This window comes from Streptomyces sp. SD31, assembly GCF_052068475.1.
Classification (GTDB): Bacteria; Actinomycetota; Actinomycetes; order Streptomycetales; family Streptomycetaceae; genus Streptomyces.
In genome coordinates this window covers 1-26965 of record NZ_JBQHCX010000004.1, presented here as the reverse complement: position 1 = coordinate 26965, position 26965 = coordinate 1, and the positions used below count along the sequence as shown (strand labels likewise).

The 26965-nt window shown below is 68.9% G+C and carries 21 protein-coding genes, 1 tRNA gene and 5 pseudogenes; 15 read left to right on the top strand and 12 right to left on the bottom strand.

The window, feature by feature from the left end; all coding sequences use genetic code 11:
- Positions 1-75: 75 nt before the first annotated feature.
- Both ACTMVF_RS10010 and ACTMVF_RS10005 read right to left on the bottom strand, forming a co-directional pair.
- Positions 76-843 carry an SDR family NAD(P)-dependent oxidoreductase gene (locus ACTMVF_RS10010; RefSeq protein WP_441270592.1) on the bottom strand — a complete coding sequence of 256 codons (768 nt, stop codon included), beginning with the start codon at positions 841-843 and terminating at the stop codon, positions 76-78.
- Positions 840-1889 (bottom strand): LacI family DNA-binding transcriptional regulator, encoded by a 1050-nt coding sequence (locus ACTMVF_RS10005; RefSeq protein ID WP_441270591.1) that lies wholly within the window; start codon positions 1887-1889, stop codon positions 840-842. Before ACTMVF_RS10005 ends, ACTMVF_RS10010 begins: the two co-directional genes overlap by 4 nt.
- A gap of 463 nt (positions 1890-2352) precedes the next feature.
- On the opposite strand from ACTMVF_RS10005, the gene ACTMVF_RS10000 reads away from it, so the two are divergent.
- The 9 genes from ACTMVF_RS10000 to ACTMVF_RS09960 all read left to right on the top strand — a co-directional run bounded on the left by ACTMVF_RS10000 (position 2353) and on the right by ACTMVF_RS09960 (position 11257).
- Positions 2353-3717, top strand: a complete 1365-nt coding sequence (locus tag ACTMVF_RS10000; RefSeq protein WP_441270590.1) for an extracellular solute-binding protein — start codon at positions 2353-2355, stop codon at positions 3715-3717.
- Positions 3714-4757, top strand: coding sequence for a carbohydrate ABC transporter permease (locus ACTMVF_RS09995; RefSeq protein WP_441270589.1), 1044 nt, complete (start codon positions 3714-3716; stop codon positions 4755-4757). The genes ACTMVF_RS10000 and ACTMVF_RS09995 overlap by 4 nt, the downstream gene beginning before the upstream one ends.
- A complete protein-coding gene (locus ACTMVF_RS09990; RefSeq protein ID WP_398656405.1) occupies positions 4757-5578 on the top strand; it encodes a carbohydrate ABC transporter permease in 822 nt (273 codons plus the stop codon). The genes ACTMVF_RS09995 and ACTMVF_RS09990 overlap by 1 nt, the downstream gene beginning before the upstream one ends.
- 103 nt (positions 5579-5681) lie before the next feature.
- The gene (locus ACTMVF_RS09985) at positions 5682-6353 is read left to right on the top strand and encodes a bifunctional 4-hydroxy-2-oxoglutarate aldolase/2-dehydro-3-deoxy-phosphogluconate aldolase (RefSeq protein WP_441270588.1); all 672 of its coding nucleotides are present in this window, start codon (positions 5682-5684) and stop codon (positions 6351-6353) included.
- Complete coding sequence (locus tag ACTMVF_RS09980) at positions 6350-7324, top strand: sugar kinase (RefSeq protein ID WP_441270587.1); 975 nt, start codon at positions 6350-6352, stop codon at positions 7322-7324. The genes ACTMVF_RS09985 and ACTMVF_RS09980 overlap by 4 nt, the downstream gene beginning before the upstream one ends.
- 47 nt (positions 7325-7371) lie before the next feature.
- Positions 7372-8445 (top strand): lactonase family protein, encoded by a 1074-nt coding sequence (locus tag ACTMVF_RS09975; RefSeq protein ID WP_441270586.1) that lies wholly within the window; start codon positions 7372-7374, stop codon positions 8443-8445.
- A 43-nt stretch (positions 8446-8488) separates the two neighbouring features.
- Complete coding sequence (arfA, locus tag ACTMVF_RS09970) at positions 8489-10015, top strand: arabinosylfuranosidase ArfA (RefSeq protein WP_441270585.1); 1527 nt, start codon at positions 8489-8491, stop codon at positions 10013-10015.
- A 44-nt stretch (positions 10016-10059) separates the two neighbouring features.
- Positions 10060-11013, top strand: coding sequence for a glycosyl hydrolase (locus ACTMVF_RS09965; protein ID WP_441270584.1), 954 nt, complete (start codon positions 10060-10062; stop codon positions 11011-11013).
- A complete protein-coding gene (locus ACTMVF_RS09960) occupies positions 10973-11257 on the top strand; it encodes a hypothetical protein (protein WP_441270583.1) in 285 nt (94 codons plus the stop codon). The genes ACTMVF_RS09965 and ACTMVF_RS09960 overlap by 41 nt, the downstream gene beginning before the upstream one ends.
- An 83-nt stretch (positions 11258-11340) precedes the next feature.
- On the opposite strand, the gene ACTMVF_RS09955 is transcribed toward ACTMVF_RS09960, so the two are convergent.
- The 6 genes and pseudogenes from ACTMVF_RS09955 to ACTMVF_RS09930 form a co-directional block, all read right to left on the bottom strand.
- Positions 11341-11895 carry a hypothetical protein gene (locus ACTMVF_RS09955; protein ID WP_441270582.1) on the bottom strand — a complete coding sequence of 185 codons (555 nt, stop codon included), beginning with the start codon at positions 11893-11895 and terminating at the stop codon, positions 11341-11343.
- A gap of 26 nt (positions 11896-11921) precedes the next feature.
- Positions 11922-12044 (bottom strand): annotated as a pseudogene (locus ACTMVF_RS09950) (IS481 family transposase); the annotation flags it as partial.
- On the bottom strand, positions 12041-12550 hold the full coding sequence (locus ACTMVF_RS09945; RefSeq protein ID WP_441270581.1) for a hypothetical protein: 510 nt from the start codon (positions 12548-12550) through the stop codon (positions 12041-12043). The gene ACTMVF_RS09945 and the pseudogene ACTMVF_RS09950, both read right to left, overlap by 4 nt.
- Positions 12551-12571: 21 nt before the next feature.
- Entirely contained in the window at positions 12572-13642 is a 1071-nt protein-coding gene (locus ACTMVF_RS09940) for a MerR family transcriptional regulator (RefSeq protein WP_441270943.1), read from the bottom strand.
- A 90-nt stretch (positions 13643-13732) separates the two neighbouring features.
- Positions 13733-14592 (bottom strand): IS5 family transposase gene (locus tag ACTMVF_RS09935; RefSeq protein ID WP_441270942.1). Its coding sequence is split into 2 segments (ribosomal slippage): positions 13733-14236 and positions 14239-14592, totalling 858 coding nucleotides; the frame shifts between segments, so codons are not numbered across the junction.
- 150 nt (positions 14593-14742) lie between these two features.
- The gene (locus ACTMVF_RS09930; RefSeq protein WP_441270580.1) at positions 14743-16581 is read right to left on the bottom strand and encodes a pentapeptide repeat-containing protein; all 1839 of its coding nucleotides are present in this window, start codon (positions 16579-16581) and stop codon (positions 14743-14745) included.
- Positions 16582-17095: 514 nt separating this feature from the next.
- On the opposite strand from ACTMVF_RS09930, the pseudogene ACTMVF_RS09925 reads away from it, so the two are divergent.
- Positions 17096-17767: pseudogene (locus tag ACTMVF_RS09925) on the top strand (transposase family protein); the annotation flags it as partial.
- 697 nt (positions 17768-18464) lie between these two features.
- Here the strand turns inward: ACTMVF_RS09925 and ACTMVF_RS09920 are convergent.
- Positions 18465-19955, bottom strand: coding sequence for a tyrosinase family protein (locus tag ACTMVF_RS09920; RefSeq protein WP_441270579.1), 1491 nt, complete (start codon positions 19953-19955; stop codon positions 18465-18467).
- Between the two features lie 463 nt (positions 19956-20418).
- Here ACTMVF_RS09920 and ACTMVF_RS09915 point away from each other — a divergent pair.
- The 3 genes and pseudogenes from ACTMVF_RS09915 (at position 20419) to ACTMVF_RS09905 (ending at position 21894) form a co-directional block, all read left to right on the top strand.
- Positions 20419-20492 (top strand) — tRNA-Met (locus ACTMVF_RS09915).
- A gap of 152 nt (positions 20493-20644) precedes the next feature.
- Positions 20645-20785: pseudogene (locus tag ACTMVF_RS09910) on the top strand (IS5/IS1182 family transposase); the annotation flags it as partial.
- Positions 20786-21102: 317 nt separating this feature from the next.
- Entirely contained in the window at positions 21103-21894 is a 792-nt protein-coding gene (locus tag ACTMVF_RS09905) for a matrixin family metalloprotease (protein WP_441270578.1), read from the top strand.
- Positions 21895-22833: 939 nt separating this feature from the next.
- Here ACTMVF_RS09905 and ACTMVF_RS09900 read toward each other — a convergent pair.
- The gene (locus ACTMVF_RS09900) at positions 22834-23322 is read right to left on the bottom strand and encodes a GNAT family N-acetyltransferase (RefSeq protein ID WP_441270577.1); all 489 of its coding nucleotides are present in this window, start codon (positions 23320-23322) and stop codon (positions 22834-22836) included.
- Positions 23323-23795: 473 nt separating this feature from the next.
- Here ACTMVF_RS09900 and ACTMVF_RS09895 point away from each other — a divergent pair, with 473 nt between their 5' ends.
- Positions 23796-24920 (top strand): PP2C family protein-serine/threonine phosphatase, encoded by a 1125-nt coding sequence (locus tag ACTMVF_RS09895; RefSeq protein ID WP_441270576.1) that lies wholly within the window; start codon positions 23796-23798, stop codon positions 24918-24920.
- 42 nt (positions 24921-24962) lie between these two features.
- Here the strand turns inward: ACTMVF_RS09895 and ACTMVF_RS09890 are convergent.
- Positions 24963-25163 (bottom strand): annotated as a pseudogene (locus ACTMVF_RS09890) (MMPL family transporter); the annotation flags it as partial.
- A gap of 73 nt (positions 25164-25236) precedes the next feature.
- Positions 25237-26443 (bottom strand): annotated as a pseudogene (locus ACTMVF_RS09885) (DUF418 domain-containing protein).
- Positions 26444-26642: 199 nt separating this feature from the next.
- Between ACTMVF_RS09885 and ACTMVF_RS09880 the strand changes: the two are divergent.
- Positions 26643-26965, top strand: a 323-nt coding sequence (locus tag ACTMVF_RS09880; RefSeq protein ID WP_441270941.1) for a response regulator, incomplete at its 3' end; no start/stop codon positions are given.

Here is a 26965-nt window from a genome sequence, read left to right as displayed (position 1 = left end):
CGGTCGGGGCGGTCGCACGGAACGGCCGGAGCGCGGCAGCGTGTTGCCGGCCCGGAACGGCCAGGGCGCGGCGGCCTACTCCTGGGAGCTGATGCTGCGGCCACCGTCCACGAGCAGGTTCTGGCCGGTGATGAAGGAGGCGTCGTCGGAAGCGAGGAAGGCCACGGTGGCGGCGATGTCCTCGGGGGCGCCGAGCCGGCCGACAGGGGTGCGCGCGGCGGTCTTCGCCTTGTACTCGGGGGGTGCCTCGGCCCACAGGGCGGTGACCACGGCTCCGGGCAGGACGGCGTTGAACCTGATCTGTCCGCCGTACTCGACGGCCAGCTGGCGTACGAGGGCGTCGATCCCGCCCTTGGCCGCCGCGTATGCGGGGAAGCCCTTGAAGCCGATGGCCGCGTGCACGGACGAGGTGATCACCACCGCGCCCCGGGCCGTCCTGAGCAGCGGCACAGCGGCCCGGACGCCGTAGAACACCGAGTCGAGGGAGAGCCGCAGCTGGTCGTGCCAGGAGTCGTCGTCGAGTTCGTGGGCCGCTCCGGGCAGGTTGCGGCCGGCGTTGAGGTGCAGCACGTCCAGCCGCCCGGTCCAGGACTCGGCCTCCGCGACGGCCGCCGCCCACTGCCCCGGCGAGGTGACGTCGAGGCGCCGGTCCTGGGCCCGCCCGCCCTCGGCGCGGATCTCCTCGGCCACGTGCTGGGCGCCCTTGGCGTCCACGTCGGTGACGAGGACGGACGCCCCCTCCGCCGCCAGCCGGCGGGCGGTGGCCGCCCCGATGCCGGAGGCGGCCGCGGTGAGCAGGGCCGTACGGCCGGTGAAACGCGCCGGTGCGGCGGCGACGGTCATGGCATGTCTCCTGGTCGTGCTGGTCTCGCCGTGGAGCCGCGCAGCACCAGCTGCGGCTCGGTCGGTACGACGATGTCTCCCACCGGCGTGCCCTCGATAGTGGCCACCAGGGCGTCCACGGCGGCGGTCCCCAGCTCGTACAGGGGCATCGCGACGGTGGTCAGCGGGGGATGGAGGTGCGCGGCCACGGGCAGGTCGTCGTTGCCGACCACGGAGATGTCCTCCGGGATCCTGAGGCCGAGGTCCCTGATCGCGGCCATGGCGCCTATCGCCTGGGCGAGCGAGCTGGTGTAGAGGGCGGTGACCGGCGCGCGCGTGTCACCGGCGGGAGGGCGCAGCAGTTCCCGGGCGGCGGATCCGCCGCCGTCCTCGGTGAAGTCCCCGGAGGCGACCGGAGCCGCGTCCAGTCCCAGTGCGTCGGCGTGGCGCAGGAACGCCTCCTTGCGGACCTCGCTGGGGGTGATCCCGGGAGGGCCCGCGATGTGGCCGACCACTCGGTGGCCGAGGCCGTGCAGGTGGTCGAGCGCGGTCACGCTGGAGCGGGCGACGTCCATGGTGACGTTGCGGCCGGAGCCCTCGACCGAGCGGTTGAGGAAGACGTGCGGGATCGCGCTGCGGCTCAGCGCGTCCAGCAGGGGATGGCCGGGGCGGGCCGAGGCGATGAGCAGTCCGTCGACCCTGCCCTCCTGCACCAGGTCGTGGAAGGACTCGTCGGCTTCCTGCCCGTCGAAGTCCTCGGCCAGCAGGGAGAGATAGCCCCGTTCGCGGGCCCGCTGGTAGGCGCCGCGGGCGATGGTGACGTACGTGGGGTTCGCGAGGGCGGGGACCAGCAGGGCCAGTGCGTGGGTGCTGGCGCCTGCCAGGGCCCGTGCACCGGAGTGCGGCCGGTAGCCGAGTGCCTCGGCGGCCTCATGGACGCGCCGACGCGTCTCCGGTCGTACGGACAGGTCCTGTCGGCCGTTGAGCACCTTGGACACGGTGGCCTTGGAGACCCCGGCCGCATGGGCCACATCCACGAGCCTGGCCCGCACGGGCTGTTCCGGCACCTGCTCCCCCTCTCACAGGGTGACGCGTTCTTGCCTCTTGACACCTTCTGGCGACGCAACCTAACGTTCGCGAAAGTTTCAGTCAACCGGTTTCCTCAGACGGAAATAAGCGATAAGTCTGAGCAGAGCCAGAGAAACCGGCCATATTGACACCGCAAGATGTCGGCCACAGTTGACGTGAAGTCAACTGGGCCGAAAGCCGTCCTCCCCGGGCTCACCGCCGACGCGACCACCGTCGCACTCGCGGTCCCCTGACACCGGTGCGCACATCCGTCCACGCAGACGGATGTGCCCGGTCCAGGGCATCTCGCACCACCACCGAGCGAGCCGGTGTGCCACCGGCCGCCGTGATCCCCCCCTCGCTCCCCGCGGCAGCCCCTCATGCCGCCACGGCCCTCGCCGCAGGTCCCGCAGCCGCCGTACGCCTGTCCCGCGTATGTCCCGCACGAAAGGTCTCATCAGCATGCCTATGTCAACGTCGACATCTCTCGACAGACGGCGCTTCCTCGCTGTCTCCGCCGGTGCCGCGCTCGGCGCGTCCGCACTGTCCGCCTGCGCCGGCACCGCCGGCACCACCGGCACCACCGGCACGAGCGGATCCGGGAGCGGCAAGACGACGCTCACCGTGATGACGGTGCAGAACGAGTGGGACAAGAAGGCCCTCAAGGCCGCCGAAGAGGCGCTGGGGATGAACCTCAACGTCATCATCTGGGACCCCACCAAGCTCAACGCCATGCTGGCCGCCAAGAACCCGCCGGACGTGGTCCGCGGCTTCGGCGCGACCGAGACCCCGTACTTCGCCGCCCGCGGCCTGATGACGGACCTCGACCCGTACTTCGCCAAGAGCTCGGCCCTGAAGGTCTCCGACCTCGACCCGGTCAACGACGTGTGGCGCTTCGACGGCAAGAAGCAGGGCGCCGGACCGCGCTACGGCATGGCCAAGGACTACTCCCAGGACTCCATGTTCTGGTACCGCACCGACCTGTTCGAGGCCGCGAAGCTGGACGTGCCGAGCGCGACCGAGCCGATCTCCTACGACGAGTGGCTGGACCTGGGCAAGAAGCTGGTCAAGCGCCGCCTGGGCAAGGTGAAGGTGTACGGCCTCAACGCCACCGGCATGGGCGTCTTCCCGCAGCTCATGGGCATGACCGCGTCCGCCGGCGGCAGCCTGTTCGCCGAGGACCTGGCCACGGTGGACTTCTCCTCCCCGGAGGCGCTCAAGGCGCTGCGGTGGTACCTGGACTACGCGAAGGCCGACATAGGCCCGAGCGTCACCAACCCCAACCCGGACGGCTGGGACGGCCCCACCTACCAGGCCAACCGCATGGCGATGAGCTGCAACGGCTACTGGTTCGGCGGCCTGATCGGCGGTGACCCCAAGCTCGCCGAGGTCTCCCGCTTCGCCCCCGCCCCGCAAATGGGCGGCAACCGCGTCAGCTCCTGCTTCGGCGCCACCGGCTTCTGGATCCCGAGGGACGCCAAGAACAAGGACGCGTCCTGGAAGTTCTTCGAGTGGTACTTCGGCGGCAAGCCCGCCCAGGAACGCGCGGCGAGCGGCTGGGGCATCCCCTCCCTTAAGTCGCTGCGTCCGAAGATGCCGCAGGCCAGCGCCTTCCAGAAGCAGGCGTACCAGGTGCAGGAGCAGGAGCTGCCGAGCTTCTCGGTGCTGAGTTTCACCCCGTACGCCCAGCAGGCCGCCCTGGAGGGCGTGCTGACCAAGGTGCTGCCGGGTGCCGTGAAGTCCGGCACGTCCGCGGGCAAGGTCGCCGACATGCTCAACTCCCGCATGAACGAGCAGCTCGCCCAGGGCAAGGGGCTCGTGGGGTGAGTACCGACCAGATCACCGCGCCGGGCGCGCCGTCCCCCTCCGGGGAGACGGCCGCCCGGCCCGGGCACCGCACCGACGCGCAGAACGGTCGCAGACGCTACTCGCTGACCACCCGCCGGGCCTTCTCCTTCTATGCGTTCGCCGGCCCGTGGGTGCTGGGCTTCCTGACCCTGACGGTCTTCCCGCTCGGCTACGCCTTCTGGCTCAGCCTGACCAACTCCGACGGTCTGTCGAACAACGCGCGCTTCGTCGGCCTGGACAACTACCGGGAGGTCCTCACCGACCCCGAGACCATGTCCTCCCTGGCCCGTACCGGCGTCTTCACCGCCATCACGGTGCCGCTGAGCATCGCCGCGGGGCTGCTGCTCGCGGTGCTGGTCAACCAGCCCATCCGGGCCCGCGGGCTGTTCCGCACCCTGCTGTACCTGCCGGCGGTCGTCCCGCCGGTGGGCGCCGCCCTCACCTTCAAGCTGATCTTCGACCGGGACTCGGGCGCCGCCAACGGCATCCTGGACGCCCTGCACATCGACGGCGTCAGCTGGCTGATGGACCCCTACGCCCGCTGGGTCCTGATCTCTCTGACCCTGTGGGGCGCCGGAAACGCCATGATCATCTCCTTGGCGGGGCTGCAGGACGTTCCCAAGGAACTGCACGAGGCAGCCCGCATCGACGGGGCGAACGCCTGGCAGACCTTCACCCGGGTCACCCTGCCGCTGCTCTCTCCGGTGCTGTTCTTCCAGGTCATCACCGGCATCATCGCCGCCGTGCAGAGCTTCCTGCCGCTGCTGATCTCCCTCGACCCCACCCCCAGGGGCGTCACGGCCGTACCCGAGGGCAACTACCTCTTCATGATCCACGTGTTCGCCCAGTACTTCGCCAACGGCCGCTACGGATACGCCTCCGCGATGCTCTGGGTGCTCTTCCTGATCATCGTCGCGGTGACCTTCCTCGTCTTCAAACTCAGCAAGGGCGCGGTCTTCTACGCCGTCGACCCGGAGCCGGACAAGCCGTCCCGGCCGCGCACGCTCGGAGGCAAGTGATGGTGTTCCCCCGCAGAAGTGCCGTCTACATGCTGCTGGTCGGCGCCCTCGTCCTCTTCCTGGGCCCGTTCGCCTGGCTGCTGGACACCGCTCTGAAGGCCCCGGACGAGCTGCGCGCGTTGCCCATCCACTGGTGGCCGCACCACCCCAGCCTGAGCAACTTCAGTGACGCGCTGACCCAGATCGACTACTTCGGCTACGCCCGCAACTCCCTGACGATCGCCACCATCTATGCCGTCCTGGTCACCCTGGCCTCGGCGTGGGCTGGCTACGGGTTCGCCCGCCTGGCCGCGCCCGGCAAGCGGCTCATCTTCAACGTTCTGCTGTCGACGATGATGCTGCCGCAGATCCTCACCCTCATCCCGACCTATCTACTGTTCGCCAAGATGCACCTCACCAACACCTATGTGCCATGGATGCTGTGGGGCTTGTGCGGCGCTCCGTACCTCATCTTCCTGTTCCGGCAGTTCTTCTCGAACATGCCCAAGGAGCTGGAGGAGGCCGCGATCGTCGACGGCTGCGGGCAGTTCCGCATCTTCTGGCGCATCTTCCTGCCGCAGTCCTGGCCGGTCATCGCCACCAGCCTGATCCTGTCGTTCAGCTGGACCTGGGGCGACTACATCGCGCCCGCCCTGCTGCTGGACGACAGCCACACCACGCTCGCGGTCAAGCTCGCCTACGGCTACGTCAACGAGCACGGCGCACAGCTCGGCAACCTGGTCGCCGCGGGCGCGGTGATGTACGTCGTCCCGGTGCTGGCGCTGTTCCTGATCGTGCAGCGGGGCTTCGTCGCCGGCGTCGCCACCTCCGGACTCAAGTGACCCACGTCCACCGACGAACCTGTTTACCGACACCCCTCGCAGCAAAGGAACTTCGCATGACCTACAGCCAGGCAACCGCCAAGTTCCCCGTGGCGGTGGGGGCATGACGGAGCGTCCCGCCCTCACCCCGCAGCTCGGCCGGACCCGGGTCATGGCCATCCTCAGATCGGCCGACGCCTCCGGGCTGCCCGCCGTGGCCCGGGCGCTCGCGGCCGGCGGCGTCGCCTGCCTGGAGGTCACCCTCACCACCGCCGGAGCGCTCGACGCGCTGACCCGCATCCGGGCGGAACTCGGCCCCGGCGTCGCGATCGGCGCCGGCACCGTGATCACCGGCGCCCAGGCCAGGGACGCCCTGGCGGCGGGAGCGGAGTTCCTGGTCGCCCCCGTCGTGGACACCGCCGTCGTCCGACACGCGGCGGACCGGGGCATCCCGTGCTACCCGGGCGCCTGGACGCCGACCGAGGTGTCCCAGGCATGGCAGGCGGGCGCCGCCGCCGTCAAACTCTTCCCCGCGAGCACGGGCGGGATCGGACATCTGCGCCAGCTGCGGGCACCCCTCCCCGACATCCCGCTCGTCGCCGTCGGCGGCGTCGGCATCGACAAGGCGCGGGACTACCTGGACGCGGGCGCCTGCGCCGTCGGCATCGGCTCCCCGCTGCTGCGCGGGGCGGACCGCGACCCGGCTCCGGGGGCGCTGGACGCCCTCACCGCGAGGGCGCGCGCACTGCTGGACGCGGTCGGGATCACCGCACGGGCCGGGGAGGCGACCACGTGAGCACGACTTCACGCCCGGACTCCGAGCCCGAGTCCTACCTCGTGACCGTCGGCGACGTCCTCGCCGTCATGGGCGCCCGGGGCCCCGGCCCGTTCACGCTCGGCACGACCCTGCGCCTCGGGATCGCCGGCGCCGAGTCGAACGTCGCCATAGGCGTCAGCCGCCTCGGCGGATCCGCCACCTGGATCGGCCGGGTGGGCGACGACGAACTCGGCGACCTCGTCCTGCGAGAACTGCGGGCCGAAGGTGTCACCACCGTCGCCGTGCGCGACCCCTCCCCCACCTCCCTCCTGCTGAAGGAACATCGCACCACCACCCACAGCCGTACGCGCTACTACCGCACCCACACAGCAGGGGCCCGGCTGACCGCCGACGACGTCCCCGAGCACGTCGTCGCGGGCGCGGCGATCCTCCACATCACGGGCATCACCCCGGCGCTCGGAGAGGGGCCGGCCGCGGCCGTGACCCGTGCCGTGGACATCGCCGCCGCCGCCGGGGTGACCGTCTCCCTGGACATCAACTTCCGATCCCTGCTGTGGAGCGAGGACGAAGCCCGGCGCACCCTGCTGCCCCTGCTGCGCAGGAGCGACCTGGTCTTCGCCGGACCGCACGAGGCCGCCCTGGTCGTGCCCGGCACCGAGGGGCCGGAGGAACTCGCCAAGCGCATCTGCGCCCTCGGACCCGCCGGCACCGTGATCAAGCTCGGCGCCGAAGGGGCGTACGCACTCCTCGACGGACGGTCCTACCGGCAACCCGCGGTACCGGTCCGCGTCCACGACTCGGTGGGCGCGGGAGACGCCTTCGCCGCCGGGTACCTCGCCGAACTCCTCGCGGACGAGCCCCCGGAGCGGCGGCTGCACACCGCCGCCCTGCTCGGCGCCTTCGCGGTGAGCACCGCCGGCGACTGGGAGGGCCTGCCCCGCCGCTCCGAACTGGGCCTGCTCGACCACCACGACGACATCGTCCGCTGACACCTCCTCCCCGTACGCCACCGCACAAGCAACTTCCGGGACCACCCATGCCCTCAAGCCCCTCAACCGGCGCGCTCCCCGTCCTCACCGGCTCCTACACTCCGGACTCCGGCGGCCACGGCCCCGGCATCGCCGCCGTGCACCTCGACCCCGGCACCGGCCGGCTGACGTACGACGACGGGGTGAAGCCGCTGCCCGTCAGCGGAGCTTCCTTCCTGGCGGCTCACCCGTCGCTCGACGTCGTCTACAGCACGAACGAGGGCGAGTCGGGCACCGTCAGCGCCGTCTCCCGCGACGGGGACGGCGCCCTGTCCCCGCTGGGCGACCCGGTGAACAGCGGCGGGGCGAACCCGTGCCACCTCACCGTCCACCCGGACGGCGGGTGGCTGCTGACCGCGAACTACGGCAGCGACACCGCGCCGGGCACCGTGGCGGTGCACCGGCTCGGCCCGGACGGACGCCTGCTGGAGGCGACCGACCTGATCGTCCACAAGGGGTCGGGACCGGTCACCGGGCGGCAGGAGGGCAGCCACGCCCATCAGGTCCTTCTCGACCCGGCAGGCCGTTTCGTCCTGGCCACCGACCTCGGGGCGGACACGGTGTTCACCTACCGGCTCGACAATCGCACCGGAATCCTGGAACGGGTCGCGGTGAACCCGCTGAGCCCGGGATCCGGACCCCGCCACCTCGCCTTCTCCCCCGACGGTGACCTGGTGTTCAGCGCGGACGAGTTGTCCTCGACCGTCACCTGCCACCGCTACGACGCCGCCACGGGCGCCCTGACAGCCCTCTCCTCCGTACCCGCCACGGCGACCTCGGACGTCACCAACCAGCCCGCCGGAATCGTCGCCTCACCCTGCGGACACTTCGTCTGGGTGACCAACCGCGGCGCGGACACGATCGCCACGTTCCGCCTCACCGGCACCACCCTGGAACCGGTCGGAGAGGTACCCGCCGGCGGCACCTGGCCGCGCGGCCTGACCCTCGCGGCCGGTCATCTCCTCGTCGCCAATCAGCACAGCAGCACCCTGGCCGCCCTGCGGATCGGGGACGACGGCACCCTCGTCCAGCCCCACCCGCCGGTCTGTGCCCCCTCGGTGGTCTGCGCACTGGCGCTCTGACCACACTCCCCTCCCTGCTCAAACACTTGCTCGAAAGGCAGTCATGTCCCACCCCGGCACCTCCCCCGCACGGTTCACCCTCGACCCTGCCTTCGCCGTCGGCAGCGTCAACCCCCGTCTGTACGGATCGTTCGTCGAGCACATGGGCCGCTGCGTCTACACCGGCATCTACGAGCCCGGCCACCCCAGCGCCGACGCGGACGGTCTGCGCCGGGACGTCCTGGAGCTGGTCCGGGAGCTCGGCGTCAGCACCGTCCGCTACCCCGGCGGCAACTTCGTCTCCGGCTACCGCTGGGAGGACAGCGTGGGCCCGCGCGAGGAGCGGCCCAACCGGCTGGACCTGGCCTGGAAGTCCACCGAGACCAACGAGTTCGGACTCGGCGAGTTCATGGACTTCTGCGCCAAGACCGGCATGGAGCCGATGATGGCCGTCAACCTCGGCACCCGCGGCGTCGAGGACGCCGTACGGCTCCTGGAGTACTGCAACCACCCCGGCGGCACCGAACTGTCCGACCGCCGTGTCGCCCACGGCGGCAAGGAGCCGTACGGCATCCGGATGTGGTGCCTGGGCAACGAGATGGACGGCCCCTGGCAGACCGGGCACAAGACGCCCGAGGAGTACGGCCGCCTCGCCGCCGAGACCGCCCGCGCCATGCGGCAGGTCGATCCCGGCCTGGAGCTGGTGGCCTGCGGCAGCTCCAGCTCCTCCATGCCGACGTTCGCCTCCTGGGAGGCGACGGTCCTGGAGGAGTCGTACGACCTCGTCGACTACGTCTCCCTGCACGCCTACTACGAGGAGATCGACGGCGACCGCGCCTCCTTCCTTGCCTCGGCCGTGGACATGGAGCACTTCATCGAGTCGGTCGTCGCCACCTGCGACCACGTCCGGGCCCGCCTCAAGGCGAAGAAGCACATCAACCTCTCGTTCGACGAGTGGAACGTCTGGTACCAGAAGCGGCCCAACCCGCACCCCGTGGAGGACTGGCAGCAGGCGCCGCGCCTGCTGGAGGACGTCTACACCGTCACCGACGCCGTGGTCTTCGGCTCACTGCTCATCGCCCTGCTGCGGCACGCCGACCGGGTCACCGCGGCCTCCCTCGCCCAGCTCGTCAACGTCATCGCGCCGATCATGACCGAACCGGGGGGCGCGGCCTGGCGGCAGACCACGTTCTACCCCTTCGCCCAGGCATCGGCGCACGGACGCGGCCGGGTGCTGCGCGTCGAGGTGGACAGCCCGACGTACCCCACCGCCCGCTTCGGTGACGTACCGCTGCTGCACGCCACCGCTGTCATGGACGACGAGACCGGCGACATCACCGTCTTCGCCGTCAACCGCAGCCAAACGGACGCCCTGCCGCTGGAGATCGACCTGCACGGCACCGACGCCCGCACCGTCGTCGAGCACCTGGTCCTGGCCGACGGCGACCCGGAGGCCACCAACACCGCGGACCGGCCCGACCGGGTCACCCCGCACGCCGCCACCGGCACCACCCTCACCGGCGGCGTCCTCCACGCCCAACTCGAGCCACTGTCCTGGAACATGATCCGCCTGACGAACCGTCAGAACTGACTTGGCGTCATGGGACGCCACCGCACTCACGCTCGGGAAGAACCATGACAGCCGTTCCCCAACCTCTGTTCCGAGACCCCATGCACGACGGCGCGACCGACCCCACCGTCATCTGGAACCGGCATACCGCCGAGTGGTGGATGTTCTACACGAGCCGACGGGCCGACGCGCCACCGATGAACGACGTGAGCTGGGTGCACGGGACCGACATCGGGATCGCGTCCTCCTCGGACGGCGGAGCCGGCTGGCTGTACCGGGGAATCGCCGGGGGGCTGGACATCGAGCCCGGGCGGCACACCTACTGGGCCCCGGAGATCGTCGACGACGGAACCGAGTACCACATGTTCGTCAGCGTGATCCGCGGTGTTCCGACCCGGTGGGAGGGCCACGCACGCGTGATCCGCCACTACACGAGCCACGACCTCTTCTCCTGGACCTACCGCTCCACCCTGTCGCTCTCGTCCGAGAGAGTGATCGACGCCTGCGTCCTGCGGCTCCCCACCGGCGGCTACCGCATGTGGTACAAGGACGAGGCCGATCACGCACACACCTACGCGGCGGACAGCGAGGATCTGGCGCGGTGGAGCGTCCGGGGCCCTGCCGTCGAGTGCTCGGCGCACGAAGGCCCGAACGTCTTCGAGCTCGGCGGCAGCTACTGGATGCTCGTCGACGAATGGCACGGCCAGAGGGTTCTGCACTCGCGGGACCTGGAGACATGGGAGCCGCGCGGACTGGTTCTCGATCGCCCCGGGCAGGGCATCGACGACGCGTCCTACGGCTTCCACGCCGATGTCGTCACCAGCGAACTCGGCGCCTTCGTCTTCTATTTCACGCATCCCGGACGATCCGACGACGGCGCGGTACCCGACAGCGGCCACGCCGACCGGCGAAGCTCGATCCAGGTCGCGCGCCTGCGGGTGAGCGGAGACACCCTCGTGTGCGACCGCGACGAAACCCTTGAGGCCCCCATCCTGCCTCTCGAAGGGCCGGTCCGATGACACAAGTCCATCGCCGTCGGATCCCGCGAGGCCGACGCCCGCCCTCTTCGCCGCGGATCCGCACTGCCGCCGGATCGTCGCCGCACCGGCCGAGGACGACTCCCCGGCCCGGCTCGCCCTGGAGACCGCGGGCTTCCGCCCGGTCACCGAGGCCGACCTGCCCGGCGGAACGGTGGTGCTGTACACGGCCGAGCCACCGGCCGTCATGGCTCTGTCCACCGCTCTCGACGACATGCCCCACTGAACCGCCGTGCGTCCCACGGAGCCGGTCGCGCCCACGTTCGCTTGTGGGCGCGACCGGCTCTGTGCGTCGGCCTTGTCCGCGCGCTAAACGTCCGCGGAAGGGCGCTGATCCGAGCCAGCCGAGCAGGAAGCCCACCGGAACCGAGACGATGGCCGGGTTGTGGAGCGGGAACACCGCGAAGTCCAGGCCGGGCAGCAAGGCGGTGGCGCTGCCGGAGACCTGGGGCGACAGGCACACCAGCGACACGGAGGTGGCCAGACCCCCGTAGATGCTCCACATCGCACCCCGGGTGGTGAAGCCCTGCCAGAACATGGTGTACGGCAGGGTCGGCACGATCGCCGGGGCGGCCACGGCGAAGGCCAGACCTGTGAGGAAGGAGACGTTGAGGTTCCCCCACCACCATGGCCAGCACCGTGGCGCCCGTCCCGACCACCGCGGCCGCCACCCGCGTCACGAACAGCTCGCGCGGCTCGGACACGGTGCCCACGAGTGATGACCGCGCCGCAGATGTCGTGGGCCAACGACGTCGCCGCGGCGAGCGTGAGACCGGCCACGACGGCCAGCACGGTGGCGAACGTCAGGCAGGCGACCAGGCTGGGCAGGAACGAACCCCCGAGGTTCGCCGCGAGGAGAAGCACGGCCGTGTTCCCGGAGGGGTTGTCCGCCGCGATGCACACGCCCGGGAGATCCCCATCTCGGCTGCGACGTGGGCGATGGGCCTCGTGCGACACCGCTCGACGAGACGACGCCGTCCCTCCACGGTGAGGGGTGCATTCTTGTGCGTCACGTAGCGGAACCAGGCGCAGAGGCTCGCCGTGACCGGTCTCGCCCGGCGATGGCCTCGGCGACCTCTTGGATGGCGCCACGAAGAAGGTCACCGTAGGGATCCTGAGGAAGGCTGGGGGTGTGCGCTTTGGCCGCGTTGATGTGCTCAGTGGCGGCTTCGAAGGAGCCGAGTCGGCGGTAGTTGTCGGCGAGGTTGAGGTGCAGGGAGGGGTAGAAGCCGGCGATGTGGAGGCCGGCGTGGTGCTCCTGGACGCGCTGCTCGGTCACGGCGTCGGCGGCATCCAGGGCCCGGATGTCCCAGGCGAGGGCCTGCGCGGGATCTTGGTAGAGATCTGCTAGGTGGTGAGCGAGGGAGCAGCGGTGCAGCGGGTCGCCGGTGACACCGATCGCGGACCACAGGCCCAGCAGTTTCTGGCGGGCGGAGGCGCTGTCACCGGCTCGGCCCTCGGCGACGGCATGGCCGATGGCTTCCATGGTCGGGTCGGGGCTGGCGGGTGCGGTGGTCATGGGCTGTTCCTCGTCGTTTTCTCAGGCGGAGTGGTCGGGCTTGATGGGCATGGCCAGGGTGGTGAGATCGCCGCGGTCGGCGGAGCGGATCGTGACGGGCTGGTCGTGTCCCCGTAGGTCAAGCATCACGTCGGGGCCGATTGCGGTGCTCACTGCGGGATAGAGCGTGGTCAGCTCGAACCAGATCTGGCGGGCCTGGCCCGTCGCGGTGGCCGAGAGTGGGATGTTGGGGTGTCCGTCGGCCGCTGACACGACGTTCACTCCGTGGTCGGCAACGTGCAGCGCGATGCGCTCGCCGGGATGTTCTTCCAGGGCTCGCAGGAGCAGATCCTTCGAGACCGTCGCACGGGTGGTGACCTCGCCCAGCGACGCGAGCATCAGCCGATAGTCGGGGAACTCCTCGGGCAGCAACCGGCAGTGCCGGCCCTCCCGGTCGGCCACGCGGAACCAGATCCCGTTCGAGACCGCTTCCAGCCGCACCAGCGGACTGCGGCGGCTGACGGCGACCGCGGCCCGCAGCTCGTCGCCGTTGACCGTGCCGGCCCACGTCTGCCTCGGTGGTTCAGCTGGCACCAGGGTTCGAGTGGAGAGCCGGTATCGGTCCGTCGCGGTCAGGGTGACTGCTTCCTGACGTGCCTCGATGCGGAGGCCGGCGAGTGCCGGCATCCCGGGGTCATGCGCGGTCGCGGTCAGGACCTGCTCGACCGCATCCGCCAGCACGGGACCCTTCATCACTGCGATGGGAAGGCCTGGCACGTTGCCGAGCGCAGACTTGATGACAGCAGCCTTCTGCTGCACGGCCGCCGCATCCCCAACGACCTTTGCAACATGCTCATCGAGCAGCCGGGATGCCTCGTCAGCCCCGGAACCGAGTACCGCCTCGACAGCAGCGAGGGGCATAGTGAGCTCGCGGAGCTCACGCAGCACGGTCGCCCGTGCCACCTGGTCGGCGCTGTAGTAGCGGTAGCCCGAGACCGGGTCGACTTCGGCAGGGGGCAGCAGACCGGAGTCGGCATAGAACCGCAACGCGCTGGAGGTCAGACCACTGCGTTGGGCGAAGGCCCCGATCGGCATCAGCTCATCATTTGGCACCGCGTCATCATCGAGCTTCAACCAACTCGAAGGTCAACACCGACGAGCAGCGACACCGACCTCATGGCCAGCAACAACTAGGGTCCGTCTTCAAACTGATCTTGCCCAGAGCAGGAATGAGGCGAGTGTGACGGCTGCCTCATAGGAGGTGGCCGTCTTCTCGTAGCGGGTGGCGATGCCGCGGAAGCCCTTGAGTTGGTTGAAGCAGCGCTCGACCGTGTTGCGGCGGCGGTAAGTTGCGGTGTCGAAGCCCGGCGGTCGGCCCCCTCGACGGCCGCGGATGCGACGGTGTTTTCGCTGGTCGTTCTTTTCCGGGATGGTGTGCCCGATGCCGCGCCTGCGCAGGTAGGCACGGAATCCTCGTGAACTGTAGGCCTTGTCAGCGATCACGTGATCCGGTCGGCAGCGGGGCCGGCCCAAACCGGTTCGGGGCACTCGGATACGTTCCAGAAGGGAGCGTGCGCAGATGCTGTCGTGTCGTTGGCCCGGCGTCACGAGGAGTGCCAGCGGCCTGCCTTGGCCATCGACGGCCAGGTGGACTTTGGTGGTCAGTCCTCCTCGGGATCGCCCGAGGGCGTGATCGTCCGGTTCGTCCTGCCGGTGCTTCCCCCTTTTCGGCCGGTGGCGGCTGCGTGCTGATGGGCGCGGACGATGGTGGAGTCGATCTGGACGAGCCAGTCGATGTCACCGGCCGCATCGGCCTGGGCCTGGATGTGCTGCAGGGCCCGGACGAAAATCCCCTCCAGCGCGTAGCGCCGGAAACGGGTGTACACCGTCTTCCACGGACCGTAGCGTTCGGGCAGGTCACGCCAGGAGACGCCGGTCCGGATCTTGTAGACCATCCCATTGACGACCTGCCGGTCCTCTGCCCGGGGGCGACCCGTGGCGGCCCTCGGTATCAGCGGGGCGAGTAACTCCCACTCACGATCAGTGAGCTCATGGCGACGTATCACCCCACCATGATCCACCACACAACGGTCTTTGAAGCCGGACCCGGACGCTCCCGCGCGCATGCCTGGCTGCCCCGGGGCGGCTTCACGCAAGGGATAGCTCAGCGACGAAATGGGGAGTTTCGCGGTGACGAAACACTGGGCGGACGGCTACCGCTTGACCCGTCCGCGAATGGCGAGCACAGCGAGGCCCAGTAGCACGGGTTCGGCCAGCCGGGATGCCATCTCGGTGTAGATGCCCGAGGTGGTGAGGTCTTGGCCGGAGGAGCGGAAGACGACCGAGTTCACCACGATCCGCAGGGACTTCTCCCACCGTTCGGAAGTGAGCCGAGTACGGAGCGGGCCGGTGGGATTGACCGGGTCGGGCTTGTCGGTGGTCAGTGAGATGTTCTGCCCGGCCAGCCGTCCGGTGGTGGCGGGTTTCGGGTCGTCCAGCGGGAGCCCCCATAGCATCATGACGAGCACCGTGGCAGCCATGGCAGCGAGCAGCCAGCTCAGTGTCCGGGTAGCGCGCAGACCGTACCCGGACACCGCCCAGTACAGGGTCAGCAGCAACTGCTCGGCGTGGGGCCGCTTGCGATCGTGGCGGCGCATCTCCATCTCGCCGTAGTAGAAGTCCGCCGCGTCCGGCTCGTTCTTGCCGTCCTCCAAGGACTTCCGCAACTGACGGTACACCGGCGCTAACCCCGCTGGACCCACCACCTCAAGCCCAATAGGCGCTCCTGTCCAGCCGGGCAGCCCCCGACTGTGGCGCCAGTGCTGCTCCTCGGCCAGCACCCTCCGCGCAGTCCAGCGCACCGGAAACAGCCCACGCCACCGCAAGCCAGCGGGCGCGCTTGCAAGGGGGCATTCGCCTTCGAGACGCAGCTGGTCCAAGTGCACCGTGTCAGACAACAGACAAGCGCTGAGGTCGACGTTGTGGAGCACCAAATGCGCCGCGTCCGCCCCCTGCAACGAGGCCATGCGCACTCCCGCATCATTCATGGCCAGCTCCGCCTCCGCCAAGGGTGCTCCGAGCCGAGTGGTGAGGCGGGCGGGCCGGGAGGCGACACGCAGCGGATACTCAAGAACCGCGTCGCTCAGGTCGACAGTGGCGTACCTCAACCTCAAGGCGGCGGTGGATTCCCACTGCGTTCGCTGGCATGTGAGGCGCAGTACCGCAGCCTCGAGCGTCATGGGGCCACCGAACCGTGCTCTGGACAGGTCGAGGGTTCTCAGACAGACCAGAGGGCCTAGCTGCACAGCTGCTTCGAATATCGCGTTGTTGAACCGGGCGTGGTCGGTGAACGTCACCGCCTCGAACCCGGCGCCGCTGGTGAAAGTTGCCTCGCCGAACCAGGCGGGGCCGGTGAACCTTGCCCCGAAGAACCGGGCATCGCACGTGAACGTCGCCCTCTCGAACAGGGCTTCGCCGAAGAACTTCGCCGCCTCGAACCCGGCGCGGCCCGTGAACGTCGCCCTCGCGAAACTGGCGTCCCTGACAAAAGTGGTCTCGCCGAACAGGCCGCGGCCGGTGAAAGTCGCCCCGTAGAATAGGGCCCGGCCGGTGAACCTCGCCTCGTTGAACACGGCGCCGTGGGTGAATCTCGCCTCCTCGAACACGGCGTCGCAGACAAACCTCGCCTCGTTGAACAGGGCGCCGTGGGTGAACGTCACCTTCTCGAACACGGCGTTGCCGGTGAATGCCGCCTTTTCGAAATCGGCGTGGCCGACGCGAGGCTGTCCGGTGGCGGGATCCCGGAGCGCGTCCAGTAGTTGCCGCAGCAGACTCTGCGAGATGGCGGTGCCGCGGTGATCGAGGTTGCTGCCAGGTACCAGTGTGCTGAGGAAGGTGGCCCGATCGGCGTCTGTGAGGTGAGCAAGGCACCGACCAGACGGCTCTATCTGACGACCGCGGCAGCCAACCGGGTCGCTGTCCGGGTCCGCACCGCGCGCGCAGTGCGGCCAAACTGGCGGGAGTACGGGGGGCGGTGCGCCAGTAGCCGTCATGTCCGCTGGGACGTTGCAGGCAGATGCCTGGTTGCGGCGTCCGGCCAGGATCGGCCTCGGCCACCTCCTATGAGGCAGCCGTCACACTCGCCTCGTTCCGGCTCTGGGCAAGATCAGTTTGAAGACGGACCCTAGGTCTCGTCCCGCGACGAGACCTAGGAACATGTCACGCGGAGCGGCAGACTATCGATCGCGCGCTGGGGCCTTTTCCGTTGGTTGAGGGTGGCTCGGGGAGCCGTGCAGCCAGAATTGCCGCCTGTCGATCGATAGCCTGATCAAGAGTGGACCGCAGTTGTTCAATTTCACCCAGCAGACTCGTTTGAGTATCTGCCAGAAGAGCTGACGTACCGTCCACGCCAGCTGTGACAGCTGTGGAAATTTCGTTGCGAACATTCGACAATTCTGCTCAGCACAGCCACTGATCGGGTGACGCTGGTGGTGTGCGAAACGCACGCGGCTCCCATGCCGTTGGGGGAGGTGTTCGAAGTCTCAACCCACAGGCACAGGAGCCGCGTTGGTTCCGTGTTCTGCCGCACTCGACCTGCCGCACGCCCTGGTCGAGTGGGTCACGATGCTCATCGTCACCCGGGAGGGTGACCGCCGCTGCAAGCTCCCGCCGCAACAGCGTGCGCTGGTCGGGCTGGTGAACCTGCGCCGGCACGACACCCTCGCGCAGATCGCTGCCGGCTTCGGCATATCTGTCGGCACCGCCCACGCGTACACGGCCGCAGTCATCAATCTGCTCGCCGAGTGCGACCGGGTCGGCAACAGCCGCGCCGACTACTTCCACAAGCACCGCCGGCACGGAGTGAACGTGCAGGTCGTGACCGATTCAGCCGGACGGCTGCTGTGGATCTCGCCCGTACTGCCCGGCCGCACCCACGACCTGACCTCGGCCCGCACCCACCGGATCATCCGGATCTGCGAACGCCAAGGCGTCCCAGTTCTCGCTGACCGGGCTTACATGGGAGCCAGCTCGTGGGTGACGACACCTCTCAGGCGCCCACCGGGCCGCGAGCTCACACCGACCCTGCAAACCGTCAACCGTGCGCTGTCCGCGGCCCGGACACCGGTCGAGCGCGGGGTCGCACGACTGAAGTCCTGGCGCATCTTCCGCAGTTCCAGGTGCAGCCCGAATCGAATGACGTCAATCGCCGCAGCCGTCCTCACGCTGGAGCGGCAACGCCGAAAGGCCTCAGCAGTCCACCTCGTAACCCCACACGTATGGGGTGTCACCGCAGCACGCCGGGCACATGCAGCGGCACGTGTCCGCCCGGCCAGTGCACGGCCCCGGCCCCCCGTCGCCGTGGGCCGGCCTGCCCGGGCACCAAGGCCCCGGCTTCGGGCAGTCCGCTACGGCCATCTCGTGCGTGTCGCACCACGTCACCAGAGCGGTCGCCAGCTGCACGTCACCCTTCGCGCCGTCGTACCGCATCGCACCATCCACCCACGGGCACAGCGCCTCCACCGGCGGGGGCGGCCACGACACGGCCGGCTCCCCGAGCACCGTGAGATTCACCCTGCATAGAAGCGACCGAGCGCATACTCCGTAGGGTTGCGCCCAACATCTCGGCTTGCGTGTCCCGAGCTCGTCAGCGCCAAGTGGGACAACGATGATCGTGTGCTCGCCTCCTTGCTGCCCGGCCTCCGTGAACTTCGCGCCGACTGGAGCATGATCGTTCTCAGCGCCAACGGCCGTACCAGTACCCGTACCGACGCCAATTGCGCACCTGTATCTCGTCCACACCGATGGCCGCAGGCTCCGCGTGAAAAAGAATCCCGCAGGGGACGCGAGCGGTGTTCCAGCCGACAGACGAGCAAGCCGCACGTGTGGGCGATCCCTTCTGCCATCCGTGGCGCCTGCGCGGGTGGCGTCCCGAGGGCTATACCTCCTGCACCAGAAGCCGCGCGTTGATGGTGGGATTGCCCGCCTGCCCGAGGGGGAAGGCCGAACCGATCTCCGCGGCGTGCCGGGGCACGTCGATACGGACGGACAGCGTCCGGTCGAGAAGCTGTTCCTGCGTCAACCGGAAGTCGATGTTGACGATGCCGTGCTGCACACACGTCGCACAGTTCCGCGGATCCTCCGGTTGGAAGAAGAAGCGCTTCGCGACAGGCTCGTCGTCGGCGAGCAGACTCACCACGAACGACCCCGGGATTTGCAGCCGGTTGATCCCCTTCACTCGCACCGAAACCGGATTGGCGCTCCGGAACGCGAAAGTGCGGGAGGCGTCGATGCTTCCGGACAGATTCTCCAACGCGCCCTCCACAGGGCTGATGAGTTCCAGTCGATCGTACGAGACGTCGGTTTCGATCGTCTGGTCGGCGGTCGCGCTGAACGGCGGCAGAGCGTTGAACGGCGTGGTGAGCCACTCGGTGTTCTGCCCCAGTGTGGATCGGAATCCGGTCAGCGTGGTCGCGCCCACGAGTGTCTGCCAGCTTAGCCAGAGGCGGTCGAGGTTGCAGTGGAAGAACCAGAACACCGGGTCGAAGGACGCGACATTCTGGTCGCCCATCGTCGGCCCAATCGATCCGTGGCCACCGTCGTGGGCCTGGATTGAGAAGTCTTGGTAACCGTTCACATTGGACTCGCCCCACAGCGACTGGGTCAGCGATGTGGCAATGTCGTCCAGGACCCCGAAGTCCCTCACGTTCTGTGCGATGTCGGTGGCTGAGAAGCGTTCGGTCTTGTACGGGAAGTATCCGGTCACGGGCTGTGGCGTCGCGGTGCCGCCGGGATCGGCCGGCAGGGTGTACGTGTCGAACGGTGGCTGTTGCAGCCGGTCCGGCAGCATGGTCGAGATGTCCCAGTAGGGAATCGTCACCTCCTCGCAGCCCGGGACGGAGCGCAGGGCGTCTTCGAACACCCGCAGGTACTGGCGGTGCCAGGGGTTGTAGCGGTCTTCGTGGTGCAGGCACCAGCGTTTCGGGAGGCCGTGTTGCCCGGCCAGGGCGAAGTAGCTGTCCGGATCGCCCGGGTCGCGGTCCATCAGGCCGGAGAACGCTCTCGCCAGCAGGTCGAACTCGGCATCGCTCAGCGCTGTGATGTCCTTGCGCAGCCGTGTCGCGGGATGCCCGTTCGCCGGTGGCTCGACTGGGGTCGCCGTACCGAGCGGACATCCGTTGATGATCCAGTTGCGGAACGTCTGCGAGCGTGCGGCACTCCATTGCCCCTCTGCGTCTGGCGGCATCTGAGGGTTCGGCGGAGCGGTCTGCGCGTGAATCGAGAGCGCGTTGCTCTTCACCCCGTCATAGGTGCCGAGCTCGATTCCCTTGGCGGCCATATGGGCCACGTCTTCGGGTCGGAAGAAGAAGCGAATATCCGCCAGATAGGTCGGAGCTGAAACGACTTGGTCGGCGATCGGGTTGTTCATACTTCCTCCGTTGGGTTTTGCGCGGGTGTGAGGGTCGACTGGGTGTTGCAGTAGCCGAGGCACTCGCATGATCTATTCCGAGTATGCGGTACCCCAAGAGGTGTCTGAACGATCGACACTGGCCGACCGCAGCCTGAATCGCGAGGGGGGGGCGACACTCCGCGAATTTCTGGCTCCGTTGCTGTTAATTGACCCCGCAATTTCATTTCGCCAGGGATCCGGGACGAATATCGCCTCCATCCTGCTCGGGAAGTGGTGGGTGCGTGGCGGGCCCGGGTTCCCTCCGTCGGCGAGCGGCCTTGCCGTCGCCATCCGGGAGCGACGCCGCACTCGGGACAGGAACGCCGCTGTCGTCGCCGTGAATCGGTCGGCGTCGTCGCCGGAGCGCCGCCCGGGCTGTTTTGTCCCCTCCGGGCAGCTGCCAGGGATCGTGCTCCGGATGGCGTAGGGTGGTGTTCACCGACGCGGGGTGGAGCAGCTCGGTAGCTCGCTGGGCTCATAACCCAGAGGTCGCAGGTTCAAATCCTGTCCCCGCTACTGCTATCGGCCCCTTCGACAGACTGTCGAAGGGGCCGACCACGTTCTGCCGGCGCGGGCCCGCGCCGGCAGGCTGCCCGCGGTGATCCGGGTTGACGAGCGGGGTCGCCACCTTCTGGGTTCCGGCGCAGAGTCCCCAGGCGTGCGAGACCTACAAGCAGCGGAACGCCGTCGAGCGGTGCATCAACAAGCTCAAGCAGTGGCGCGGCCTGGCCACTCGCTATGACAAGACCGCCACCATCTACCTGGGCGGACTCCACCTCGCCGCCGTCTTCATCCGGGCGGCGAGGTGATCCAAAGGAAACGGAAGGGCCGCAGTGCCGCCCCCGGCACGGGAAACGGCTGCCTTCCGGCCGGGCGGCGTAACCCCGCACCTACTGCACGGGGGTCGTCACGATGCGTCGGAGGCCCGGAACAACGTCCGGCCGGTGGTCGTGCCGACGGGGTTTTGCTTCTGCCAAGGTGAAGCGACCGGCTGAGATGCGCCGGGTCTGGTGGCGGGGCTACGGTGGAATTGCGGCGGCGGTTCGGAGGTGCCATGCGGACTGGGCGTTCGTGCAGGGCGGCCGTCTTCCGTTCCATCCCATGTCGCTCCCGGGAGGAAATTGTCATGCCCGACGGACGCGTTGAAGCATTCAGCCAGATCGCAAGTGTGGCCTTCGCCGACCCAGGTACGAGAGATCCGCAGCTGAAGTTTGTGCAGGGATTCCTGCAACGGTTCGGATATCTGGGAGGAAACTCCTTCACGCCGGGAACAGTTGACGTGAAGACAGCCGATGCCCTGAAGAAGTATCAGGAGCGGAACGCCGTTCCCTCCACCGGCAGTTTCGACGAACTGACCCGCGACGCCATGACGAGCGCTCGGTGCGCGCTTCCCGATCTCGACAACGGGGTGGCGTTCAGCACCCGTTGCTCGTGGACCAAGCGGGAACTGACCTACGCGTTCGACGTCGACAGCACGGACACCACCGGCACACCTGAATTCGAGGCGGTGCGCAACGCCATGCGTACTTGGGCGGCGGCGGTGCAGCTCACGTTCACCGAGGTCACCAACGAAGACGCCCCCGACATCCTCATCGGCTGGCGGCCGGCCAACGACCCCGATCACACCATGGTCGGCGGCACTCTGGCGCATGCCGACTTTCCCCCTGACTGTGACCTCGTCACCGCAAATCTGCCCAAGCCCGTGCACTTCGACGACACGGAGCACGTCTGGTCGATGGGCGCGGCGGTGAACGCTTTTGACGTGGAAACCGTGGCTCTCCACGAGCTGGGCCACATTCTGGGCCTCCAGCATTCCAGCGTGAACGGCGCTGTCATGTTCCCCACGGTGAGTTCGAATTCCACCCTGCGCGTGCTGCAGCCCGACGATGTGGCGGGAGTGCAGCAGCTCTATCCGTGAGTGCCCGCTCGGGTGTCGCACCGGCCCCCAGCCAGCGCCCGACGACGGCTTCGACGATCTGGTTCGACGCCGCGCGGAGCGTCTCGACCACGAACTCCAGCCGGTTCAGATCCCTGGTCGCCCCGGCGTCCCGCAGCACCGCGTCGAACACCGCACACCCCACCCGTGCGGTCTCCTCGGGAATCTCCGCCGACTCCACCCCACGCAACGACACGAACGCGCCCCTGAAGACGACGACGGCCTGCGCAACCCCCACGGGGTCGCGCAGGTCGTCGTCATGCAGGCCCCGGATTTGCCGATAACGTCAGTCGAACACCGGGGCGCAGCGCGCGGTTGAGGGTCAGGCCCGAGCGGCCGTCTCCTCCAGGGTCACGCCGCTTCGGGGCATTCACCTAACTTCGCCGAAGGGGGAGGGACTTGCTTCCCGTGGCGGCTCCTCGGAGGAGGATGAGACGCCTGGCGAAGCCGCAGCCTAAGCACCTGCGCGAGGGGCACCGCAGCCTTCGTCCTGGTGCAGTGCTGGCGGATGCCCTACGGAACGCTCACGCCGCCGCTGAACTGCGCATATGTGCGGGGTTGACGGGGGTGGGCTGAGGCCCTCGTCGACCTTGGGACCGTGGCAGAATCCGAGCTGCTAAGACGTGGCGGCCCGGGGCATATCGCTCCGGGGGTCACACACCACCCCTTCGCCGCTCCCGGTCCGAACTACGTATTCACGCGTCCGACCTCGATCGTGTGTGGAGCGAGCCGAGGCGTACGCGATTTCGATCGCCCCGGGAGTGCATGAGGCGAGGGAGTCGCCGGGAGAGGCCGCTGGCGCAGGCGATCACCCCGCCAGGGCAGAGCCGACGGCACACGCGGAGCGCGCGGCGTCCAGCGGCTCCTGCATGCCGGCCACCATGCAGGCGAAGCCGGTGCCCCGCCAACCGGCACACCGCCTCATTCCGAAGAAATGCGAAACTCGAATTCGGGACGGTCCCACGGCACGGCGGGCGGGTTCGCATACGCGGTCCCGGTCCGCACCGCACCAACACGGTGGTAGAAGTCCTCGGCGGGAAGATGCGACACGACCTTGAGACGGTCGAGCCCGGCGGCACGGGCCTCGGACTGCATGTGCGCCACGAGCAGCCGTCCGATACCCCGTCCTTGCGCTTCGTCGGCAACGAACAGCAGGTCGAGCTCCGGTGGCGCGAGGACGAGCGAGTAGAACCCGAGGACCCGGCCTCCCTGCTCGTCAGCGCCGACGGCCACAAAGACGCGGTGGGCCTCGATGTAATCAGGACCGACCCGGTAGCCCGCGACTGCGGCTGCGTACTTACCCTCGTAGGCGCCTGAGCCACGCACGAGCCGCGTGAGCCGTTTGGCATCCCGCGCGACGGCCCTCCGTATCGTGATCAGCTGGCTGATCGGGGAAGTGCGTGAACTCATCGGGAGAGTATTTCGCACCGGGGAGTGCCTTCGTGCGGCGGGTCGGCTGCTCGGGCAGGCGTTCCCGCACCGCTCCCGGGAACCACTCGCCCAGGCCCCGATCGTCGACCACGTCACTGCCGCCGAATCGGCCGCCCGCCAGCAGCAACTGGCCCCGAAGCGATGCGGAGGAGCTGGAGAACGGCGTGGTCGACGACTGCTCTTCCTGGGCCTGCCGTGGCGAAGCCGAGCCGGTACAGGAAAGTTCCGAGCCGGCCTCGTGAGGCGGATCATCTTCGACGTGTTCGCCGGCCCCGGAGGAGGTTCCAGTCCCTTGGGGCTCTTTCTCGTCTGCCGTGGGCGAATGCTCCATGGCATCTACGTCAGCGCAAGAGCAATGCTCACGGCATGATCCACGCGAGGCTCAGCGACCTGCCGGCCACTGAGACAGGCCAGCGGAGGTACAAAACGTCTCAGGGGTGTATCCAGGTTTCATGGGTGCTCGAGGACCGCACGGCAGTCATCGCCGATCACGGGAGCCTCATCTGGCTCTGCTGGCGGTACCACTCGGGCTCATCGTCATCGTCACGGTGGGAGACATCCTTGCTCCCCCCGAAGTGCACCTCGGCCCCTTCCTCGCCGCCGCTCCCGCCATCACCGCATCGTTCGCAGGCCCTCGCACCACCGGGTGCGTCGGGGCGGTCGCAGTTCTCGCTCAGGCCGTGATCGCGATCGTGCGCACCAGTCTCACCGACCTCAACCACAGCTTCCAGCTCACCGCGCTCGTTCTGATCTCGGTGTTCGTCACGCTGTTCGCCCACCGGCGCGAGCGACACGAGCAGGAACTGATGCAGCTGCGCTCGGTGGCGGAGGCCGCACAGCAGGTCGTGCTACGACCGCTGCCGGGCCGGATCGGACCGCTGCGCATCGCCTCCGTCTACCTGGCAGCCGAAGCCGAGGCACAGATCGGCGGCGACCTGTTCGCCGCAGCGCGTGCCGGGCAGGGGACCCGGTTCATCGTCGGGGATGTCCGGGGCAAGGGCCTGGAGGCGATCGGGGACGCTGCCCTCCTTCTCGGCGCCTTCCGCTCCGCCGCCCACCGGCAGGCCGACCTTGCCGCGCTGGTCGCCTACCTGGAGGGAACCGTCTCCTCGGATCTGGACGACCCGGAAGCGGCCCTATCGGGACCCGGATCCCACAGCGAAGCCTTCATCACCGCCGCCGTCCTGGACGTCCCCGACGACACACCGGTCCTTCATCTGATCAACTGCGGCCACCCACCGCCTCTGCTGCTGCACAGGGGCCAGGTCATCTCGCTCGAGGTGAGCGATCCGGCCCCGCCCCTGGGGCTCACCGAGTTCACCGCCTCCCCCTTCGCCGCGAAAACCTTCCCCTTCGAGCCCGGCGACACCCTCTTGCTGTACACCGACGGCGTCATCGAGGCCCGCGACGGCTCGGGGACCTTTTACCCGCTGGCCCAGCGTATGAGCGCCGCTCCCGAACGCGAGCCCGAAGGGCTACTGCGTCATCTGCAGCAAGACCTCCTCGCCTACACGCCGGGAGGGCATCTGGGCGACGACGCTGCCATGGTGGCGATCGAACGCCAGAGTCGCGGCTAGATCGTCAGCATCGTGAGGCGGCCATGGTGGTCAGCACGGTCAGCCGAGAAGGGCGATGATCACCATGCAGCCCGCGAAGAAGACCGTGCGGCCGACCGCGTCCAGGGCCTTGCGGCCGGCTGCGGCCGGGTCGGCGCCGTCGGTGAGTTCGTGCCGGTAGCGGTAGAAGATCAGCAGGGCGTAGTCGACGCCGAGTCCGACCAGCATCGTGATGGGCGGCGTGAAGTCGGCGATGGTGAACACGAAAGCGGTGCCCCGCCCGGGAGGCGACTGGCGGGGCGCCGCGCTCAGCCACGGACCAGTCACCGGCGCGCGTTCACCGGACGTGGCGCGCGATGCCGGTCGCCTTCGCCATCAGCCACTCCAGCGGGCCTCGTGTGACGTGCCGCGACCAGAGCGTCGCGAATACCGCGACAGCCGCGATGAAGCCGAGTAGCACGTGCAGCGACGCCCCGGGCAGTTCCTCGATGCCCAGGAGCCGGATGCCGACGATGTGCAGGGCATAGGCCATCAGCGACATGGAGCCGACCGCGATGACCGGCCGGCCAGGTGGCGCAGGCGGGGAAAGGCGTCCATGGCGGCGAGGCAGACGGCCACGACGGTGATCGCCACCCCGGTGTTGCCGAGGATCGACAGGGTCGTCTCGCTGTGCGGAGAGACCGCCGGCAGCCAGTAGGGGTGTCACCGAACGGGAAGCCGGCCGTGTCGGACCACCATGCGCTCGCCGGGTTACCGCCCAACCCCGACTCACCGATGGCGGGGAGCGCGCCGGGCACGCCATGGAGCGCCAGCCAGGAGCCGCCGTAGCCGATGACCGCGAGCATGACACCGGTCAGCGCGAGGCGTACGCGTACGGCGGTGGCGGCCAGGTCGAGGCGGGCGACGGCCATGCCGGCGATGACGAACGGGATCCACGTCAGGGCCGGGTAGCTTCCGGTGAAGAGCAGGGCGAGGGGTCCGTCAGGCTCACCGGCCGAGGGCGATCCGGCGTCACCGAGCACCCGCCTCACCACGTACAGCACCTGGGGCAGGACGAGGGCCGTGCCTGCGGCTATCACTGCCAGAGGGCCGGCGCCGAGCCGGTACAGCGGCAGCACGAGCAGGAAGTACACGCCGTAGAAGGCGAGGATCACCTCGACCGGTGTACCGGACATGGTCAGCACCGTGCCCACGGCCAGCAGGATCACGGCCCGGATGATCACCTTGGCAACGGCCTGGCGGCCGGCCCGCCCGGTCTTCGACGCGCTGCGCCCGGTGATGAGCACGACGGCGAAACCCGCCAGGAAAGCGAAGAGAGCGGAGGAGCGGCCGTGGGCCGGCTCCATCAGGAAGCCGGTCACTCCGCCCTCGCTGGGGTCGGGGCCGACATGGGCCGCGTACATACCGAAGACGGCGAGCCCCCGGGCCAGGTCCAGGCCGATCAGCCGGCCCATGCCTGGTGTGCCGCTCGGAGGTTCACCGTTCTCACGCACCGGGAACTCTGCGTCGGCCGCCGCCATCGCGGTGTCTGAGTGCCGTGTCATGGCTCTCAGGCTGGAAAACGGGCGGGTGCCGGAGTATCCGGCAGAAGGCTGCGGTGTCCCTGCCGAGTGGTGGGTGCTACCCCGCCGTGTGGCTGGAGCTGCTGTTCTCCGGGACGCAGGCGGTCTCCGGGGCTTTAGGGTCGAGGCGGCATGGGCCGGACGGCTTGGACGAAGGTGAGGCGGAGCGCGCGTGAACCGGGTGGTGCGGGTAGTGGTGGTGGACGACGAGGCACTGGTCCGGTCGGGGTTCGGGCTCATTCTGGGCGCGTCCGAGGACATCGAGGTCGTCGCGACCGCGAGCGGGGGCGACGCCGTGCAGACCGTCCGGCGTGAGCGGCCGGACGTGGTGCTGCTGGACATCCGGATGCCGGACGTCGACGGGCTCACCGTGCTGCGCGAGCTGCGGACGATGCCGGATCCGCCGGTGGTGGCGATGCTGACGACATTCGATGCCGACGAGTACATCCTGACCGCGCTGAACTCCGGCGCGGCCGGCTTCCTGCTCAAGGACACGGAGCCGGA

Excerpts from the sequence above, each read along its gene's own strand:
- ACTMVF_RS09905 (WP_441270578.1), top strand. The coding sequence starts at position 21,103 with ATGCCCGACGGACGCGTTGAAGCATTCAGCCAGATCGCAAGTGTGGCC.
- ACTMVF_RS09900 (WP_441270577.1), bottom strand. The coding sequence starts at position 23,322 with ATGAGTTCACGCACTTCCCCGATCAGCCAGCTGATCACGATACGGAGG.
- ACTMVF_RS09920 (WP_441270579.1), bottom strand. The coding sequence starts at position 19,955 with ATGAACAACCCGATCGCCGACCAAGTCGTTTCAGCTCCGACCTATCTG.
- ACTMVF_RS09985 (WP_441270588.1), top strand. The coding sequence starts at position 5,682 with ATGACGGAGCGTCCCGCCCTCACCCCGCAGCTCGGCCGGACCCGGGTC.
- ACTMVF_RS10000 (WP_441270590.1), top strand. The coding sequence starts at position 2,353 with ATGCCTATGTCAACGTCGACATCTCTCGACAGACGGCGCTTCCTCGCT.
- ACTMVF_RS09945 (WP_441270581.1), bottom strand. The coding sequence starts at position 12,550 with ATGACCACCGCACCCGCCAGCCCCGACCCGACCATGGAAGCCATCGGC.
- arfA (WP_441270585.1), top strand. The coding sequence starts at position 8,489 with ATGTCCCACCCCGGCACCTCCCCCGCACGGTTCACCCTCGACCCTGCC.
- ACTMVF_RS09975 (WP_441270586.1), top strand. The coding sequence starts at position 7,372 with ATGCCCTCAAGCCCCTCAACCGGCGCGCTCCCCGTCCTCACCGGCTCC.
- ACTMVF_RS09895 (WP_441270576.1), top strand. The coding sequence starts at position 23,796 with ATGGGTGCTCGAGGACCGCACGGCAGTCATCGCCGATCACGGGAGCCT.
- ACTMVF_RS09965 (WP_441270584.1), top strand. The coding sequence starts at position 10,060 with ATGACAGCCGTTCCCCAACCTCTGTTCCGAGACCCCATGCACGACGGC.
- ACTMVF_RS09930 (WP_441270580.1), bottom strand. The coding sequence starts at position 16,581 with ATGACGGCTACTGGCGCACCGCCCCCCGTACTCCCGCCAGTTTGGCCG.
- ACTMVF_RS09990 (WP_398656405.1), top strand. The coding sequence starts at position 4,757 with ATGGTGTTCCCCCGCAGAAGTGCCGTCTACATGCTGCTGGTCGGCGCC.
- ACTMVF_RS10010 (WP_441270592.1), bottom strand. The coding sequence starts at position 843 with ATGACCGTCGCCGCCGCACCGGCGCGTTTCACCGGCCGTACGGCCCTG.